This window comes from Rhodococcus sp. MTM3W5.2, assembly GCF_001984015.1.
GTDB lineage: Bacteria > Actinomycetota > Actinomycetes > Mycobacteriales > Mycobacteriaceae > Rhodococcus_G > Rhodococcus_G oryzae.
In genome coordinates, this window is sequence record NZ_CP019572.1 from 686,137 (window position 1) to 702,320 (window position 16,184).

A 16,184-nucleotide genomic window follows, 5' to 3' on the forward strand; every position below is an offset into this window, starting at 1 on the left:
GGCTGGATCGAGCCAGTCAGGTGCAGTTCGCGATGCCTGGTCACGGCCCGTATTCGATACTTCGTAGATCAGCTGCGACTCTGTCCTGTTGACCGATCGCCACTCACGTTCTGATATGACGGATGCCGACTGCGGCCCGCCGGAGCTGATAGCGGACGGGGTCCAGGCGGTCGTGTGCCAGGCGTAAGTCCGTGCGTGCCGCAATGTGCTCCACTACGTCGTCGACGGCGCGATCGTCGGTATCGACATGTTCAGTGAATCATTCCGTGGCTAGCGCGGTCACGCACCGGCTGATCTGTTGCATAGCCCAGGTTTCATCGCTTCCCGCAGCGCGACCCAGCCAGTAACCGGTGCGGGTTTGCAGTCGACGTCGGAGGGTGTCTGGTGACGCGACGAGGGAGAAGTGCCTGACGTCAACCCCTTCGGTGGACAGACCCTCCATGATCTCGTCGAAATAGTCCGGGTTGACCAGCGTCATCGGGACGATCACTGGACCGTGGTGGGCAGCCACCGCGTCGGCGAGCGTCGCGACTACAGCTGATCGCCACTGGGGTCGGTCCTGAAAGTCGCGTCGCGCGGAGGCCGGAAGCATCTTGTGGATTGCGAATCCGATGAGTTCAGGATCGGCGACGTGAGAGCGAGAGACACGTCGATTCAACTCGAACGCAGTCTGAGTCTTTCCTGCACCGAACGCGCCGTTGATCCATATGAGCATTGCGCCGAGCCTAGCGAGCACGGCCGACTCGTGTCGGCGCTGACCTCGTAACAGTCTCACCTGATTCGGAGAGAACGACTGGACCAGCCGTGACCAGCGGACCGATCCGTGCAACGAAACGAACAAGGCCACCGCTCTTGCGAGTTCGCGATCTCGTTCGTGGCAGTTCGTGGATCGATGGATGGATGGAGGCGTGTTCACCCATGACGGGTCGTGCTGGGCCTCATGTCTGGATGAGGTCCATTGAAAACGCCGGTCTACGGGACTTGTAGGACCACGACGCCCGGGCTGACGGGGCGGTGATCGGGGGTCCGCGCGTCGGCGGTCGCGGTGACAACGCCGCTGCCGGTGTCCACTGTCGAAGGGGTGTACGCGCAAAAGTCCTGCGGCGTTGTGCGGCTGTAGTCGATCGGGACGCGTCGGACCTGGGTGGTGCCAGTGTCGCCGGTTGTCAGGTTTCGCCAGTTCACGGTCACGCCAATGCAGTCGTACGAGTCGATCTGGTACGTGGTTGGACGGGCAAGCTGAAAGGTCACCTCGCCCGGTGCTCCCGTCGTCGCAGTGGGGGTCAGGGGCACCAGCGGCGGCAAGTAGCACCGGAACCCGACCCCGCAACCGGAGAGGAACGTGACCGGGATCTGGAACGCCGTGGTCGAAGCCGCTGGGCCGGGCGGCGGGTTCGCCGTCGCCGCGGCCGTGGAGCCGAGGAACGGCATCAGTGTGGTCGCCGACGCAATGGTTCCGGCGATGAGTAGGCGATCACTCGCTGTACGGCGCATGGCGTGCCCTCCAACGTGGGATCCGCCCCGACCCTGCTGTAGTACCAGCGTAGGCCGCGAGCGCCAGCTGCTCTGCCGAATTCCAGGACGATGCATCGCCCGGCCGCAGACGATCATGGCCCCCAGGTAACGGTCGTTTGCGGTCGGGCGTGGCGGATCTCTTTACTCGCGGCGGCGCCCTCGCCGGCCGCGGACCTCTGGTCCGCTCATCCGGGGGGTGCCAGCCACAGCGTCAGCGAGCATGGTGCCGGGCGTGCTTGATCCGACCGACCGAGCTTCACATCGTGAAGGTGGCGGTGGCGGCGTCCTCGAACCATCGCTCCCAGCGATCGCCATTCCAGCCTCGTTCGCCGACCAGCAACAACCACCACCGACGATTGGCCAGTACCCACATTGCATCGATGACGTCATCATGCGGTCGATGCCCAACAATCAGGGTCGACGCATGTGCGACCTCGTTCCAACGGGCCGATTCCCTCTCGGCCAATCGGGCTGCCGCGTCGCCGTCGGTCACCGCCGCTTGATCGAGGACATACTGGATGGCCGCCGATCGCTCGTGCGCACCTCGCAACCAGTGCCCGCCGGCGCGAATGCGAGTCGCCTGGTCGCCGATACCCATCGCCTGAAACGTCGGTTGATCACGCACGCGCAAACCGTCTCCACCAGCGAGGGCGTGTGCAATACAGGCGTCGAGGAGCGCGAGTTTTCCATTGAACTGCTGGTAGACCGTTTGCCTGGTTAGGTGAGCGGCGTCGGCGACGTCGGCCATTGTCGTGGCCACCCATCCGCGGGCCGTGAACATCTCCGTTGCCACCACCACCACGGCTTCACGGTTGGCCAGGGCGAGCTGCTCCCGAAGTTTCGACCTGTACTCACGCACCACACTGACAGCCTACCGGTATTCACCTTACGTAAGGTACGTTGAAATCTAATTTCAGTTTACTCTGAGTAATGCAGAATTCCCGGGAGGCATCAATCCATGACAACCGATGAGTGGAAGACCGCACTAATCCCCACCGACCTCGGCAATCTCGCGGTACACATCGTGGGCGAGGGGTGTCCGGTCGTGGCCTGGCACAGCATGTTCGTCGACTCGTCGAGTTGGTCCCGCCTGGTGCCTCACCTACCTGGTCGACGCTTCTTCTTGATCGATGCTCCATCATGTGGCGCGAGTGATGCGCTCAGCGAGCCAGTGGACATCAGTGCCTGTGCGCGTGCGGCGGCACAAGTCATTACGGCGCTCGCCGTCGAACTGGGCGGACAACCGATCGACTGGCTCGGCAACGCCTGGGGCGGGCATGTTGGCATGGAACTCGCAGCAGTCCATCCCGACATGATCCGCAGCCTTGTCGCGATCAGTGCGCCGACATTTCCCATCGGCTTTGCGTTGCGGCTGAAGGTAGGCCTGTTGCTACCGCTCTACCGCGCTTTCGGCCCGCACGGCCCGGTCCGATCGGCGATTATGTCGACCATTTTGACCGACGCCACCCGAAAGGATGATCTGGAGGCAGTCGCGTTGATCGACGAGTGTCTCGCAAAGTCGGGGAACGGCGCGACCATCACCGCGATCCGGTCGGCCATCCTGAATCGCACCGACCTACTGTGGGCAGCGCGTGCGCTTCGGTGCCCCACCCTGTTCGTCACTACCGACGACCGAGGCGAATGGACACCCGAACAGGCACGCGCCGTGGTGGCGCAGATGTCGTGTGCGACAGAGGTCACGATCACGGACACGCGCGTGATTCCAGCCCTGGAGCAGCCGGCGCAGGTAGCTGCCGCACTCCGCCAATTCTGGGCCCGGCCGCGAAATTCCACATCTGAGCTCACCTGCGAGTAGCCGTCGCCGCGCACGAAGCAACCCCGCACGAGAACTCATCTCCCCAGAACCACGCTTCCTGGACTGGAGTGCAAGACCGGCGAGGAGATCCACCGCGCACGCTTCGGCGCGCAGTAGCCTGCCTTGACCTGCCGGTAGGGGCCTTGGAAGGCCCCTACCGCGACGTCCCAGTGGTAGGTGGTGTTCCAGCGCCAGGAGGCCCACACCGCGGCACCGAGGCAGATGGCTCCGAACAGGACGGGGACTGCTCTTGGGTTCACGCTTGCTGTTGGGCGCGAACGGTTTCACGGTCCGGGCTGGTCGCCACGGTCGCCGACGGTGCGGTGCGGGGCCAGGTCCAGGCGTACCGCACGATGAGGGCGAGAAGGATCAATTCCAGCACGATGCCGAGGCCGTAGAAGTACAGCCAGGACGCGCCCACCGCGTTGAATGCCGTGACGGGGACGTAGAGCGAGGCCACGATGAGGTTCGTGATGCGGTTCGCCCGGGCGGGCAGCGTCATCGACAGCACGACCATGAGGATCGGGATGGCCATGAGGGTCAGCGCCGTGGTCGAAAAGCTCTGGGAGAGGTCGAACTCGAAGACCTTGCCGTCGAGGATGTCTTCGATGACCCCGGGCGTGAAGAAGTTGAGAATGTCCACGTAGGCGTACAGGAACATGAAGCTTGTCCACGTTGCGGCGAGCTTGGCTCTCACCGGGATCGGCTGGTCTTCCAGTGTGGCGGTGGTGGGTTGACCTGTTCTCATCATGGGCTCCGTTGTTGTGGTGAGGATCGGTAGGTCTACGATCGCTGAGCCCGGCGGCGGGCGCCTCGGCCCGGAGGCTGGGGTTCGCCTGGCCGATGGCATGGTCTCTCTCTCGTTCTTTCGGCGGGTACGCCGAGGCGCGCCAACCCCTAGGCTGGGGTCGTGGTCACTGTCCGGCGCTCCATCTGGCATGAGCCGCGGCCTGCTGACGCCCCACCCATCGGTCGGCTCGACTGGCTGCTGGTGGGCGGGTTCGCGGCCGCCGCCTTGGTCGAGGGCATCGCTCGGCCGGGCTTGGCCGGGCGACCCTTGTGACGGTGCTCGCCCTGGCGCTGATGCCTGCCCTGCTCTGGCGGCGGGATCGCCCCCTGATGGCCGCCCTGGTCGGGTGGGGCGTCGCCGGGCTGCTCTCGGTCCTCCAGCTGACTGCGCACGCCGGGGACCTCGGCCTCTACTCCATGATGGCCGTCCTGATCCTGCTCTACTCCCTGGTGCGGTGGGGCTCGGGCCGGGAGATGGTCTTGGGGACGGCGTTCGTGACGGTCGTCGTCGCGCTGGGGATGTACGTCTCCTCCACGGGCTGGGCCGACGTTTTCGGCGGGAGCGTCCTCTTGCTGTTGTTCGTCGCCCTCGCGGCGGTGTTCCGCTACCGCGCGGACCTCTGGCATCGCCAACAGCGCGAGATCCGCAATCAGGAGCGGGTGGGGCTGGCTCGCGAGCTGCACGACACCGTGGCCCACCACGTCTCGGCCATCGCGGTGCAGGCGCAGGCAGGTGGCGTGGTTGCCGGCATCGAGCCTGAGAAGGCTGCCGAGATCCTGGCCGCGATCGAGTCTGAAGCGTCGCGAACCCTGGCGGAGATGAGATCCATGGTGCGGGTGCTGCGTGAGGAGGAAGCCGTCGCCTACTCACCGCAGCTGGGTGTCGCGGACCTGCCTGCTCTGGCGCGCGCCGACGCGACGCCCACCGTCGAGGTCTCGCTGGACGGTTCGTTGACCCGGCTGGCACGACCCGTGGATGCCGCGCTCTACCGGCTCGCGCAGGAGTCGCTGACCAACGCCGTACGGCACGCCCGGAGCGCGACCCGCGTCGGGATCGACGTACGCCGGGAGGGCGACGCCGTCAGGCTGCGTGTCAGCGACGATGGACAGACCGAGCCGGGGCCGGCCCCGGAGCCCGGGTTCGGCCTGCTGGGCATGGCCGAACGCGCCCAGCTCCTTGGCGGATCGCTCTCCGCGGGGCCGGGGCCCGAGGGTGGCTGGGTGGTCGAGGCCGTGCTGCCGGTGGAGGCGCTGGCATGAGCATCCGTGTTGTCGTAGCCGACGACCAGGACTTGGTCCGGACCGGGCTGGTGATGATCCTCGGCGCGCAACCCGACCTCGAGGTCGTGGGGGAGGCAGCAGACGGGCTCGCAGCGCTCGACCTGGCGACCCGGCTGCGTCCCGATGTCCTCCTCGTCGACATCCGGATGCCTGGGCTCGACGGCGTCGAGGTGACGCGGCGCCTGGCCGGGCCAGACGTAACGGACCCGATGGCGGTCGTCGTGATCACCACCTTCGACCTCGATGAGTACGTCCTCGGCGCCCTGCGCGCCGGCGCCCGCGGCTTCCTGCTCAAAGACGCTGGGCCGGAGCTCCTTGTGCAGGCTATCCACGCGGCGGCCAACGGGGATGCGCTGATCGCCCCCAACGTCACCCGTCGGCTGCTGGCGACCTTCGCCGACCAGGCGCCGGTGGTACCGGTCCAGCCCATCGACCCGCTCACCGAGCGCGAGAAGGAGGTGCTCGCGCTGGTGGCACGGGGCCGGACCAACGCCGAGATCGCCACCGAGCTCTTCGTCGGCCTGAGCACGGTCAAGACCCACGTCGCATCGTTGATGACCAAGCTCGGCGCCCGCAACCGCGTCGAGATCGCGATGTGGGCATACGACACCAGACGCGTGAGAGCCGATTAGTGGTACCCGCTCGACCAGCCCGGCCAGACATTCACGGGTGTGCTCGTCCACCACCGACAGGATCTTGACCGGCCGACCGTCGGTGGTGGAGTCGAACTGGAAGTCGATGACCCACACCATGTTCGGGCCGGTCGCGGACAGCACCAGCGGCACCGTGGAGGACCCGACCCGCTTGCGGCGTCGCTACACGACCACGCGGAGGCCTTCCTTGCGCCACAGCCGCTGAATCTTCTTGTGGTTCAACAATGCCGGTTCTTACTGGGCTCCATGCGGATTGAGTAGGTCGGCGTCATGCCTTCGCGGTGCCGGCGATGTGGGTGTTGAACGGGAGGAATGGGGTGTGAACCCGGTAGCGGTCCATGGTGACGCTCGCGAACCCGGCGGCGTGCACGGAATGCTCCAGGTCTCGTTCGCACGAGCAGCCCTCGAAGGTCCAGGCCCACGGACGGCGAAGGATCCGTTGCGCGGCGCGGGTCGGCGTACCGCTCCTGGCCACCACGTGTTCGACGAAGCGGAAGGTGCCACCGGGGCGCAGGATGCGCCGGATCTCGGTGAGCACGGCCACGGGATCCTGTACCGAGCAGAGCACGAGCGAGGAGATGACGCTGTCGACACTGTGGTCGGGGAGGCCCGTCTGCTCGGCCGTGCGCTCGCGCAGGTCGAGCTGCACGCCGTGCCGGCGCGCCGCGGCGTGCAGCCGGCTGTGCATGTAGCGGTTCGGTTCGATGGCGACGAGGGCGCCGTCGGCCGGGAGATAGCGGAGGTTGGCGCCGACACCCGGCCCGATCTCGACGACCTCGCGCGGAAGCCCGGCGAACACGCGTCGTTTGAGTCGGCGGAGGTTCCACTCCAAGTACGGTCCCATGACCTGGAAGAACGCGGCATTGAACCGGCCCCGACCGCCGTGTGGCTCGAAGCTGGTCGCTGACTGGGTGGTGGTAGTCCTGTCGATCATCTCTGCTCCAGGTGTGTCTCGTTGTGTTGATCTCACAACGATGCGCGACACCGTCAGGTCTGTCAGGCGTGGAACTACCTCACCCCGCCGCTTCCGGCCGGTCGCGCCGGGCGGCGTACCACGCAGCAATCTGGGCTCGCGAGCGGAACCCGAGGCGCAGGCGGATCCGTTCGACATGACCCTCGGCGGACCGTTCATCGATGCCCAGCCGCGCGGCGAGCTCACGGTTCGTGCACCCCTCGCTGATCAGCGCCGCGACCTCGCGCTGCCGAGGCGTCAATGTTCGGGCGCCCCGCGTGGCGCGCAGGCCGAGGAACCGGCGAACCGTCGCCACAAGCGCGTCGGCGTCACCCACGTACGGCAGATGCGAGCGGCCGGGCAGCACCATGAGCTGCGCACCGGCGATGCCGTCGGCGAGCGCTGCGGCCTGCTCGACGGGAGCGGCCCGGTCGTGGGCTCGGTGCACCACCAACGTCGGGGCGCGCACCTGAGCGAGGAGGTCGCTGACGTCGAGCTCGTAGCTCATCGCCAACAGCGCCCGGGCCGTGGCGGCGGTCGAGCAGGCCCGCTGGTAGCGACCGAACTCCTCGCGCGTCGTGGCACCGGCGTCGGGGGCGAAGATCTCGGTGAGCACGTCCGAGCCGAGTCCCCAATGCGACTCGACCAGTCCGAGGACGTGTTCCCGCGCACTGGGCGGGGAAATATTCGCGCCGGACACCCAGCCGCCGTAGAGGACCATCCGCCGGACGGTCTCCGGGTGCGCTGCCGCCCACGCCACGGCGACCGGTGCGCCCATCGAGGTGCCGATAAGGTCGAAGGGCTCCGGGCCGAGCGCCGAGGCGACCGCGGCAAGCTGATCGAGCTCGTACGCCAGCGAAGGCGGCCGCGCCGATGGCGCCGATAGCCCACATCCAGCGCGGTCGTAACGCACGAGCCGGCACCCCTGCGTCAGACTCTCGTAGAACGCCCGCTCCTCCGGCAGCTCCCAGCTCAGCTGCAGATGACTGAGCCAACCGGAGACGTAGACGAGCGGCCGGCCGGCGCCGATCGTGGCGTACGCCAGGTCGTGGCCGTCAGTCGTCGTCACCCGACCAACGCGTTGCTGCACGCCCCTATTCTGCAAGGTCGCATGCACTGCATCAACAGTCATGCCGCCCGAGGCGCCACCCGAACGGACCCGATCTTCCTGCGCCACTGGGCAATATTCAGTGCAGTTGGGCGATTTCTTCGGCTATGAAGGCGCCTGGCGCGGAGGACGCCCCCTTCCTGTTGTCGAGTACCGGGCCGGTGTGGCCATCGGTCCGGTCCTTGGCCTCGGCCGTGGTCATGTTGTTGTCCGCATACGAGGGTCACCGGGACGGAGCAGCCACACTCTCTCGCCTGGCCGCATCCGGTGCTCCGTCCGAAGTGTCGGCAAGTTCGAGAACGGCGATCCGTCGGGAGAACACGACCAGAACGACCAGGCCCACAGCGACATTGACGAGGGCGCCGAACTCTTCGGCGACGAAGTCGAATACCTCGGTGAGGAGCATCGTCACGAGTGCCGCCGCGCGCAGCGCCCGCACCGGCCAGATCCGTCCGGTTCGGAGCCACGCGATCGCGACCCAGCACAGAGTGAATGCCGCCGCTGATCCACATAGCTGACCGATCGTGGTGACGTCGGTTCCCGTCCCGCTATTCAGGTCGTCCGAGAGGGTGACAGCCGCACTGACCACACCCGCGGTCGAGAAGGCTGCGAGAACGAGTGCGGCGACCCAGGTTGCGCGGGGGCCGTCGAATCCCACGGACAGGCGGTTTCGCACGCGCACATCAAGGCCGGCGAATCGACCCGCGCGGCGCGGCTGGCATCGGCCGAGCAGCTGAGTGACGTCCGCGACCGTGCCCGGATCCAGCCCTGCGAGCGCGGCGCGATGGAGTTGCCTGCGGACCTGCGCCCGGCGCATTGGGCTGAGACCGTGAACGAGACCCACAGCGACCTCACCGGCCGCGTTGACCAGGTCCTCTGCCGGAGTTTGTGGACGAAGGTCGTGGACTGCGCGGTTGATCAGAAGCAGCGCCACCACCACCACGTACATGATCGCGATCGCGGGCTGGTAGAAGTAATCGTTGGTCTTCGTGACGAACTTGCCGACCTCGTCGAGGAACAGCCCGAACCCGACGCCAGCGATGACCACTGCAGCGGTCCTGGGCCGGTCTCCGAGAAACGAGAACGCGACGACCAATGCGGCCACCATCGCCAGCCCTCCCCACAGGACGTGTGCGATGTGCAGGGTCGTGCCGCCGACCTGGGGATAGCCGGTGGCCTTCAGATAGGCGCGGGTCACCAGAATGGTGATGACTCCGATGATGACGAACGCCTCCACCCGGCTTCCCGCCCCTGCGGATCGCAGCGGTCCCGGACTCGTCGAGATGGATCGTGAGGCGGCGCAGGGAGCAGTTGTGTTCTCCATCGGTGCGTCCTTCGGCGGTTGTCAGGCCGAAATGCAACCTGAGTCGGATCGGTTTTGATGTTGAAGCTGTTGCACGGAAATGACTTTCGAGCGAATCTGCTATTGATGTGTTTCCTGATCTCAACCCGGTCGCCCCAATGGCGGCAGGCGCAGTCCCGGGTTGGCCGCGGCCGCAGGCGGATCCGCCGCCCAATCGTGCCCCAGCGCGCCGAGCGGATCCATGCAAATCCGCTCGGCGACTACGACGGACAGAAGCTCTGGGCCGCAAGCTAACCCGTGAACCTGGTTCGTGACGTGCCGGTGATGGTCGGTCGAGACGCACGCGTGGCTCGTTCAGATATCCAACTACTCGACGCAGCCACTCGCCTCGAACTCGGACTTGGACGTGTACTGCCCCTCCGGTAGGTACTGCCCCATCACGGCCTTCTCGTCGCCTGGCGTCTTGGTATCCTGCGCGGCATGGCTGAAGTCCTTGGACGGCAGCATGTTTCGCACAATGAGGAGGGAATCGTCGGTATGCCCGGCGCCATCGCCAGTGGGCGAGAGCGGCAGCCACGACACTCCACACTCCTTGGTGGCGTTTGCGGGTCGGTCTGCAGGCAGCGATGCGATGATTGTGAAACGACCAGCCGCATCAGTAGCCACCTGCTCGTCGTACAGGCACGCGATCACCTTCGTTGTCGCCAGTGATTCGTTGCTGCACATCGACCAGAACCGCATGTCGACAGCGCCGTTCATATGCTGCTTGCCCGTCGTCGTCTTCGGAGTCTGCGGCAGCTCCCCGCGCAGCACCAAAATCTCGCCGAACCCGCGGTTGGCCTCGGCTACGACGTAGCTGTTATCGATGTTGGAGTACTGTCCACCCACCCGCTGGGGTGTGCCATCGCACTTGCCGAGGTAGGTGCAAGCGAGCGTGAACTCGCCGTTGTAGTAGGCCCGCCATACAGGTGTGTGCTCGGCAGGGAATGTCGCCGGCTTGCCCGGCTGGTCGCGCAGAGCCTTGTACGTGTCCAGCGGCAGGGGCGTGGGCTTCAAGATCGCATTGTCCGCGTTGACCGCCGAGCACAGTGCGTCGCCGCGTAGCACCTGACCGTCGGAGAGGTGCAACTCTGGATCCGGTAGTCCTACGCCGCCGGTGAGATCGCGTCCATTGTCGGGAAGGTAGATGCGGTAGAGGAGGCTGATCCGATCCTGTCCTGGCACACCGGCATACAGAGTGTTGTGTCGCGGCTCAGCTGGCGGGGCCTCGTTGAGCACGGAGACCGTGTACGACCTAGCGTGTTCATTCAGTCGGTCGGTTCCCGGGAGATAGGGATTCTGCGAGCCGGCGTCCGGAGCGGTCGAAATGTCGTTGAGGGCGGCGGTGGGTACAGCGGTGCCGGCGTTGTACGAGTTCAACGACTGATAGCGCGCATGCGCGTACTGCCCCCGGATGACCAGTTCGGCATCCTTCGGGACAGTGAACTGCGCAGCCCAATAGAGCGCCGAGGTGTCGGGGAAGGCGTAGTTGAGCTGCGGGTCCGCGAGCTCTGGATTGACTGGCACGGACCAGAAGCAGGTTGACACCGGATGCTCGGGATCGGGGCCGCTCGAACCGGGATCGGCGGACCCGAATCCGGAACCGCTCGAACCGAGATCGACGGACCCGAATCCGGATCCGATCGACGAACCGGGATCGACGGGTCCGATCGCCGGCGCAGCGACTGCTGACCCAGTCCCGGGCAACGCTGTGATCACGATCAGCGTCGCCGCAGCTACGAACGTTCTCAATGAAGGCATCGCGCTCCTTGTGAGGTGGCTGACAAATGGTGGTAGATCCCCGTTCAGGTCTGACAGGCGCTCAGTCCGCTGACGGGGCTGCCGGAAGAGCGGTCCTCGGCGAGGAGACGGTGCCGCTGGACGGTATGAGTGACCATTGGCATTGGCATTGGCATTGGCATTGGCGAGTCGGGTGGGATCGCATGCCGGTGCGGCCCCACCCGGTGGGGCAGTGGCCCCGCTCCCGGCTAGAGCGCTTCGGGACGCGGCGCCGTCCAGGTACCGTCGAGCACGGAAGGGCGGGGGCGGTACAGCCGCAGCACGTAGTTCCAGCCCGGCATGATGGGCAGCGCGTTCGCGACACGGTCAAGGTGTACGCCGAAGCGGATGGTGGTACCGCCGTCGGCGTCGGGGGTGGCGGTGAGGCTGTTGATGCTGTTCACGCCCAGGACGTTCTCCTCGAAGTAGCCGGCCGCGTTGTACAGCGAGACCGACCAGAACGCATCCACCGGAACGTCATTCAGGCGGAGGCGATATTCCTCGACCGGGAGGCGTTCGTCGAAGTTGACGTAGGTGGCCTCGTACTCGGGGAGGCCACCCCAGCCGGAAGCGGTGCCCAGCAGGTGCATGATCGGATCGACTTCCGCCGCGGTGCCGAATGAACGGTCGTACGTGGTGATGCCACGAGCGAGGGCGAGGAGCGCGTCGCGGGTTTCTGTCTGCGACTGCTCGTCGTAATCGGGCAACGGGAACTCACCTGTTCCGCCGCCGTCGATGGTGAGGGCGTCCTGCAACCGGTTCACCTCGGCGACGTCTTCGGGGCTGTTCGGATCGACGAGGATGCGCACGATGAGTGCGGCGTAGTCGGTGCCGACCAGTTCGCGTGTGAGCAGGTGCTCTCCCGGATCGCGCAAGATGATCGGACCGTAGTGATCCTGATTGATCACCCACACGGAGATGTAGCGCTTGTCGGTATCCGGCACCGTGATCGTGACGCCATCGCGCACGTCGATGATGGTGCTGCTGTACAGGGTGTCGCGGTTCTGGCGGATGATGGGCTGGTCGTCGAGCGGCTTGAGCTCACGCGTGTGGTCCCACGCGCCCAGGCCGACGCCCGCGGCCAGGCGGGCGAACATGAGATCGGATTCGGCCCGATTGAAGTTCAGGACGTTGACGGGGATTGCGGACATAGCGGGTTCCCTTCGGTGTCGGGTACGGAACGGGAGCGGGAATCCCTCGCCCCGTCGGGGAATTCAGCCGAGCAGTCGCGCCTTCGCGACTGCGAACTCCGCATCGCTCAGCAGGCCATGTGATTTGAGATCGCCGAGTTTCTGCAACTCGGCGACGAGATCGACCGGGGGAGCGGGCGCGCATGTGGTCATCGCGCGTGCGGCCTGCTGCTGGGCCAGCTCGTACTGCGCCTGCTCGTACTCGGCCTGAGCCTTCCTCTGCCGGCGGGTGGCCATACCGTCGCTGACGGCGGTCGCGGTACCGGTCACGACCGCGGTGCGCGCGGCAAGGCCCAGCAGTCCGGGTCGACCGGTTCTCGGGATGAACGGCATGTCAGTCCTCCAGTTCCGGGGTGATCGTGTCCATGAGGGCATTGACGATCGGGGCGGGTATCCGCTCGTAGCCCAGTAACACCGCACCCGACTCGGCGGTCCGGGCGGCGAGCTCGCGCTGATAGACCAGCTCGAGCGCGACCAGCAGCGCCGCAGCGCCGGCGGGGATCGCCGCCGCGAGTTCGGTGATGTCTTCCTGCCCGAGGAGACCGGACGCGCCGAGCATCTCGACACTGATCTCGAAGCCGTTCGGCAACTTCTCGACCTCGATGAGGGTGAGTTCGCCGTCCTCGGACTTGGAGATGACGATCAGATCGAGCAACTGCACCAGGCCGGTGTCTGCAAGCTCGGTGAGCGCGGAGAGTGCGGCCGGGTCGAGGCCCTCGCCAGGCAGGCCGAGAAGATAGAAGTCGACAGGTCCGAAGCGCGCGGCACTCACATCGGCGGCGGTCACGACAGGACCTTGAGCTTCAGCGCGGTGAACTCTTCGTCGCTGATCGCTCCGGATTCGAGAAGCGCCGCGGCCGCGGCGATCTCCTCGCTGGGGCTCTTCCCGGCGACCTCGCGGATATACGATTCGGCAGCATTCTCCGCGTCGCGTGCGGCCTTGTTGCTGCGTTCCGTCATCCCTTCGCCGCGGGCGACGAGATAGACGAGCGCTGTGACGATGGGCAGGAAGAGCAGGAAGAACACCCAGAGGGCCTTCCACCAACCGTTCAGCCTATGGTCGCGGAACAGGTCGGCGATGATCGCGAACAGCGCGAGGAGATATCCGATGAAGACGGTCGCCCACAGCATCCAGCCGAGGCCTTCCCAGAAGTTCATGTGTGTTGTCCGATTCTTGCAAGGGGCGCGGGGTTCGCGGCCGATGGATGAGGGAAAGTGGCGAAGCAGAAGTCAGAGGGAGGCGACGGCCTTGCCGAGCATGAGTGCCGCCATGAATGCCATGAGTACGGTCATGACCACGTTGTTCTCGCGGACGAGCCACCGGTGCAGGGCATCCAGCGGTCCCCGGAGCTGCCCTGAAGCGACAATGAACGCCGAGACCAGCACCCACACCGTCGAGGTGGCGCACAGGACGAAGACCCCCGCCGCGAGACTTGCTGGGAGGGCGGCGAGACCGGCGTCTCCGATGGTCACTCCGGCGCTCGCGGCGATGAGCAGGTTCTTCGGGTTGAGTGCCGAGAGTAGAAGGCCGAGGCCGAATGCGCGCTTCAACGTGAAGCCGTCGATGGCCGCCATCCATTTCGGGAGTGCGGGATCCACGCCCGGTTTCGGTCGGCCTCGCCATTGCCTGACCGCGAACAGCAGCAATAGGGCCGCAAGCAGGAGCTGCACGATTGCACGCGGCACGTTCGATCCGCCCGAATCGCCGTGGGGCGTGAGCAGGCCGGCGAGCAACACGAACGCCGTCACCGCGATGGCGATCCCGAGGATCCAGCCGATCAGGAATCCGGGGCCGGTGCGGCGAGCGCTCGAGGAAAGCAGCATGAGAATGGCCGCGATGATCGTGAAAGGGCTGATCGCGATGCCGAGCGCGAGCGGCAGCGTCTCCCCGATGACAGAACCCAACATGTTCAGTTCTGCCCCCGACATTCCGGCGGCTCAACCCGGCAAGCATTCGGTACATTCCGGCAATTCTCACCGGTTTCCGCAGGCTTCAATTGCGGTCTCATCCGCAGCGGATGAGACCGGACTTCCACGGCCGTTGAATGCTGGTCTCAAGTATCTTCGACACATGATCGAAGCCGTGCGTGAGGCACTCGCCTCCGGCGACGCGGAGCAGGCACGAAGCGTCCTACGGAAGAACTGGCTCCGTCTGATTCTCGAATCTCACACCGGGGAACTGGAGCAGCTCTGCCTTGCCCATCCTGATCCGCACGATCCGCACATCCTGCTGATACGGGCGTGCTGCCGCGACCTCAGTGGGGACCCGTACGGTGCGGAGTTTCTCCGCGGACAGGGTCTGCGGGTCGCGTCTGACGACTTCGTCGTCTGCTTCACTGATCTGCTGCTCGCTCCGGACACCTCGACCAAGGCCGTCATCGCCGATCGCGCTCGCCACGCGCTCTCCCAGTGCGAACAGGAGGACGATTACCCGTCCGCGCTTTTCCTCCTCGGATGGACCGAGGTCAGGCTTCGTCGTGATCTCCCTCGTGCCATCGCGCTACTTCGCTCTGCCAGCGAGGAGGCGCGGCTGCAGTCGCGTGCGGAGACGTTGCGTCTTGCGCAATCCAATCTGGCCTTTGCGCTCACCCACGCGGGAGCATTCACCGAAGCCGAACAGATCCTCGACGGGCTCCCTTCCCGGGAGGCGGCGTCTGACTGGGAACGGTTCGAAGGCGGTCTCCCACAGTCGAATCGAGGGTGCATCGCTTTCTGGCGCGGTGACTTCGAGGAGGCGATCGCGCAGTTCGACTCCATCATCGTAGAGGGCAGCCCCGGAACCGACTTCGAGGCGCTCGCCCGTCTCTACTTGGTGATGAGCCTGATCGCTCTGAGCCGGGAAGACCGGTACCACTACGCGGCGCTTCTGCTGCGAGGCGTGAGTACTGCGGACAAGCATGGCATTCCGTGGGATACGCTGCGGCGCGTCACCACGGCCTGGCTCGCCCACGCGCAAAGGCAGGACGAGCAAGCTCGGCGCATCGCAAGGCCTGCGCTTGCCCGCACGGGGGCTGCGGTCGCTCACGCGCTTCTCGCCGAGCTATACCGAGTCTTGGGGGATCCGGTACCGGCGACTCAGGCGCTTCGCCTGGCCACGTCGGCCGGGCTGCCACGATATGCGCTGGTGAGCACACTCGTCACCTCAGCCGCACTGAGCTCCATATCAGGGCATGGACTCCAAGCGCATGAGCAGCTGGATCGTGCGCTGGAGGCTGCAATCCCCGAGCGGATTCTCGCCCCATTTCTCGCTGACGATCCGGTGATTGTTGATCTCTTGAACGCACACGCAATACGGGGGTCGAGACATCACGGGCTCCTGCGGACGATCCTGGAACGACGGAACCAGCTGTCTGCGCTGCTCGTGGGAGTCCTGACGGAACGAGAGAAGGAGATACTCGCATATCTGCGTACCGCGATGACTGCAGATGAGATCGCTGCGCACCTCGGCATCGCTTATCCCACGGTGAAGACGCACATTCGCTCGATCTACCGCAAACTAGGCGTGACCAAACGGCGTGATGCTGTTCAAGCAGCCGACAGCAGGTAATGGGATCATCCAATCACTTCTGGCGCCAACGCCTTTGGTTGCGTGGCGGTCCAGGACTATCCGGATAACGGTGGATCCGGTCTTGGTCTGAGACGCCTGGCGGGAGGGTCGATGATGACCGAAACACTGGAACCCATGGCTACCGAGGTGGGTCAACTGGCGTCCGATGTCGGGCGAGGAGTACTGCCGGATCCCTGCAGTGTCCGGACACG

General features: G+C 65.7%; 18 protein-coding genes and 1 pseudogene. 4 read left to right on the forward strand and 15 right to left on the reverse strand.

The features are described from left to right. Positions 1-259: 259 nt before the first annotated feature. From BTZ20_RS03255 to BTZ20_RS03265, 3 genes are all read right to left on the reverse strand, one after another. Positions 260-715 (reverse strand): AAA family ATPase, encoded by a 456-nt coding sequence (locus BTZ20_RS03255; RefSeq protein WP_317616073.1) that lies wholly within the window; start codon positions 713-715, stop codon positions 260-262. 257 nt (positions 716-972) lie between these two features. Then, positions 973-1,494, reverse strand: coding sequence for a hypothetical protein (locus BTZ20_RS03260; RefSeq protein WP_077040361.1), 522 nt, complete (start codon positions 1,492-1,494; stop codon positions 973-975). A gap of 277 nt (positions 1,495-1,771) precedes the next feature. Then, the gene (locus BTZ20_RS03265) at positions 1,772-2,377 is read right to left on the reverse strand and encodes a TetR/AcrR family transcriptional regulator (protein ID WP_077040362.1); all 606 of its coding nucleotides are present in this window, start codon (positions 2,375-2,377) and stop codon (positions 1,772-1,774) included. A gap of 96 nt (positions 2,378-2,473) precedes the next feature. On the opposite strand from BTZ20_RS03265, the gene BTZ20_RS03270 reads away from it, so the two are divergent. Next, positions 2,474-3,331, forward strand: coding sequence for an alpha/beta fold hydrolase (locus BTZ20_RS03270; RefSeq protein WP_077040363.1), 858 nt, complete (start codon positions 2,474-2,476; stop codon positions 3,329-3,331). 256 nt (positions 3,332-3,587) lie between these two features. Here the strand turns inward: BTZ20_RS03270 and BTZ20_RS03275 are convergent, their stop codons facing one another. Further along, positions 3,588-4,079, reverse strand: coding sequence for a DUF6326 family protein (locus BTZ20_RS03275; RefSeq protein ID WP_077043447.1), 492 nt, complete (start codon positions 4,077-4,079; stop codon positions 3,588-3,590). 317 nt (positions 4,080-4,396) lie between these two features. On the opposite strand from BTZ20_RS03275, the gene BTZ20_RS03280 reads away from it, so the two are divergent. Beyond that, positions 4,397-5,380, forward strand: a complete 984-nt coding sequence (locus tag BTZ20_RS03280; RefSeq protein WP_223263604.1) for a sensor histidine kinase — start codon at positions 4,397-4,399, stop codon at positions 5,378-5,380. Continuing rightward, entirely contained in the window at positions 5,377-6,033 is a 657-nt protein-coding gene (locus BTZ20_RS03285; RefSeq protein WP_077040364.1) for a response regulator, read from the forward strand. Before BTZ20_RS03280 ends, BTZ20_RS03285 begins: the two co-directional genes overlap by 4 nt. Before the next feature lie 6 nt (positions 6,034-6,039). On the opposite strand, the pseudogene BTZ20_RS27615 reads toward BTZ20_RS03285, so the two are convergent. The 11 genes and pseudogenes from BTZ20_RS27615 to BTZ20_RS03335 form a co-directional block, all read right to left on the reverse strand. Continuing rightward, positions 6,040-6,276, reverse strand: a pseudogene (locus tag BTZ20_RS27615) (IS3 family transposase); the annotation flags it as partial. Positions 6,277-6,322: 46 nt separating this feature from the next. Then, a complete protein-coding gene (locus tag BTZ20_RS03295) occupies positions 6,323-6,988 on the reverse strand; it encodes a class I SAM-dependent methyltransferase (RefSeq protein WP_189636577.1) in 666 nt (221 codons plus the stop codon). Between the two features lie 79 nt (positions 6,989-7,067). Continuing rightward, entirely contained in the window at positions 7,068-8,096 is a 1,029-nt protein-coding gene (locus BTZ20_RS03300; RefSeq protein WP_083742491.1) for an alpha/beta fold hydrolase, read from the reverse strand. Positions 8,097-8,193: 97 nt separating this feature from the next. Further along, positions 8,194-8,316, reverse strand: coding sequence for a hypothetical protein (locus tag BTZ20_RS28860; RefSeq protein ID WP_262982540.1), 123 nt, complete (start codon positions 8,314-8,316; stop codon positions 8,194-8,196). Positions 8,317-8,337: 21 nt separating this feature from the next. After that, the gene (locus BTZ20_RS03305) at positions 8,338-9,438 is read right to left on the reverse strand and encodes a hypothetical protein (protein ID WP_223263605.1); all 1,101 of its coding nucleotides are present in this window, start codon (positions 9,436-9,438) and stop codon (positions 8,338-8,340) included. A gap of 345 nt (positions 9,439-9,783) precedes the next feature. Continuing rightward, the gene (locus BTZ20_RS03310) at positions 9,784-11,217 is read right to left on the reverse strand and encodes a hypothetical protein (RefSeq protein WP_077040365.1); all 1,434 of its coding nucleotides are present in this window, start codon (positions 11,215-11,217) and stop codon (positions 9,784-9,786) included. 227 nt (positions 11,218-11,444) lie between these two features. Further along, positions 11,445-12,386 (reverse strand): DUF1214 domain-containing protein, encoded by a 942-nt coding sequence (locus tag BTZ20_RS03315; RefSeq protein WP_077040366.1) that lies wholly within the window; start codon positions 12,384-12,386, stop codon positions 11,445-11,447. A 63-nt stretch (positions 12,387-12,449) separates the two neighbouring features. Next, positions 12,450-12,758, reverse strand: coding sequence for an SHOCT domain-containing protein (locus tag BTZ20_RS03320; RefSeq protein ID WP_077040367.1), 309 nt, complete (start codon positions 12,756-12,758; stop codon positions 12,450-12,452). Between the two features lies 1 nt (position 12,759). Then, positions 12,760-13,212, reverse strand: a complete 453-nt coding sequence (locus BTZ20_RS03325; protein ID WP_223263606.1) for a DUF6325 family protein — start codon at positions 13,210-13,212, stop codon at positions 12,760-12,762. Further along, complete coding sequence (locus BTZ20_RS03330; RefSeq protein WP_077040368.1) at positions 13,209-13,583, reverse strand: PLD nuclease N-terminal domain-containing protein; 375 nt, start codon at positions 13,581-13,583, stop codon at positions 13,209-13,211. The genes BTZ20_RS03325 and BTZ20_RS03330 overlap by 4 nt, the downstream gene beginning before the upstream one ends. A 72-nt stretch (positions 13,584-13,655) precedes the next feature. Continuing rightward, on the reverse strand, positions 13,656-14,333 hold the full coding sequence (locus BTZ20_RS03335) for a GAP family protein (RefSeq protein ID WP_223263607.1): 678 nt from the start codon (positions 14,331-14,333) through the stop codon (positions 13,656-13,658). On the opposite strand from BTZ20_RS03335, the gene BTZ20_RS03340 reads away from it, so the two are divergent. Further along, positions 14,317-15,972, forward strand: coding sequence for a LuxR C-terminal-related transcriptional regulator (locus BTZ20_RS03340; protein WP_223263608.1), 1,656 nt, complete (start codon positions 14,317-14,319; stop codon positions 15,970-15,972). The two genes, BTZ20_RS03335 and BTZ20_RS03340, sit on opposite strands and share 17 nt — an antisense overlap. Positions 15,973-16,184: the final 212 nt, after the last annotated feature.

Bases quoted from the DNA above. Each gene is read 5' to 3' on its own strand.
- BTZ20_RS03330 (WP_077040368.1), bottom strand. From the start codon at position 13,583: ATGAACTTCTGGGAAGGCCTCGGCTGGATGCTGTGGGCGACCGTCTTC.
- BTZ20_RS03255 (WP_317616073.1), bottom strand. From the start codon at position 715: ATGCTCATATGGATCAACGGCGCGTTCGGTGCAGGAAAGACTCAGACT.
- BTZ20_RS03260 (WP_077040361.1), bottom strand. From the start codon at position 1,494: ATGCGCCGTACAGCGAGTGATCGCCTACTCATCGCCGGAACCATTGCG.
- BTZ20_RS03340 (WP_223263608.1), top strand. From the start codon at position 14,317: ATGACAGAACCCAACATGTTCAGTTCTGCCCCCGACATTCCGGCGGCT.
- BTZ20_RS03320 (WP_077040367.1), bottom strand. From the start codon at position 12,758: ATGCCGTTCATCCCGAGAACCGGTCGACCCGGACTGCTGGGCCTTGCC.
- BTZ20_RS03275 (WP_077043447.1), bottom strand. From the start codon at position 4,079: ATGAGAACAGGTCAACCCACCACCGCCACACTGGAAGACCAGCCGATC.
- BTZ20_RS03315 (WP_077040366.1), bottom strand. From the start codon at position 12,386: ATGTCCGCAATCCCCGTCAACGTCCTGAACTTCAATCGGGCCGAATCC.
- BTZ20_RS03310 (WP_077040365.1), bottom strand. From the start codon at position 11,217: ATGCCTTCATTGAGAACGTTCGTAGCTGCGGCGACGCTGATCGTGATC.
- BTZ20_RS28860 (WP_262982540.1), bottom strand. From the start codon at position 8,316: ATGACCACGGCCGAGGCCAAGGACCGGACCGATGGCCACACCGGCCCG.
- BTZ20_RS03335 (WP_223263607.1), bottom strand. From the start codon at position 14,333: ATGTTGGGTTCTGTCATCGGGGAGACGCTGCCGCTCGCGCTCGGCATC.
- BTZ20_RS03295 (WP_189636577.1), bottom strand. From the start codon at position 6,988: ATGATCGACAGGACTACCACCACCCAGTCAGCGACCAGCTTCGAGCCA.
- BTZ20_RS03270 (WP_077040363.1), top strand. From the start codon at position 2,474: ATGACAACCGATGAGTGGAAGACCGCACTAATCCCCACCGACCTCGGC.
- BTZ20_RS03305 (WP_223263605.1), bottom strand. From the start codon at position 9,438: ATGGAGAACACAACTGCTCCCTGCGCCGCCTCACGATCCATCTCGACG.
- BTZ20_RS03285 (WP_077040364.1), top strand. From the start codon at position 5,377: ATGAGCATCCGTGTTGTCGTAGCCGACGACCAGGACTTGGTCCGGACC.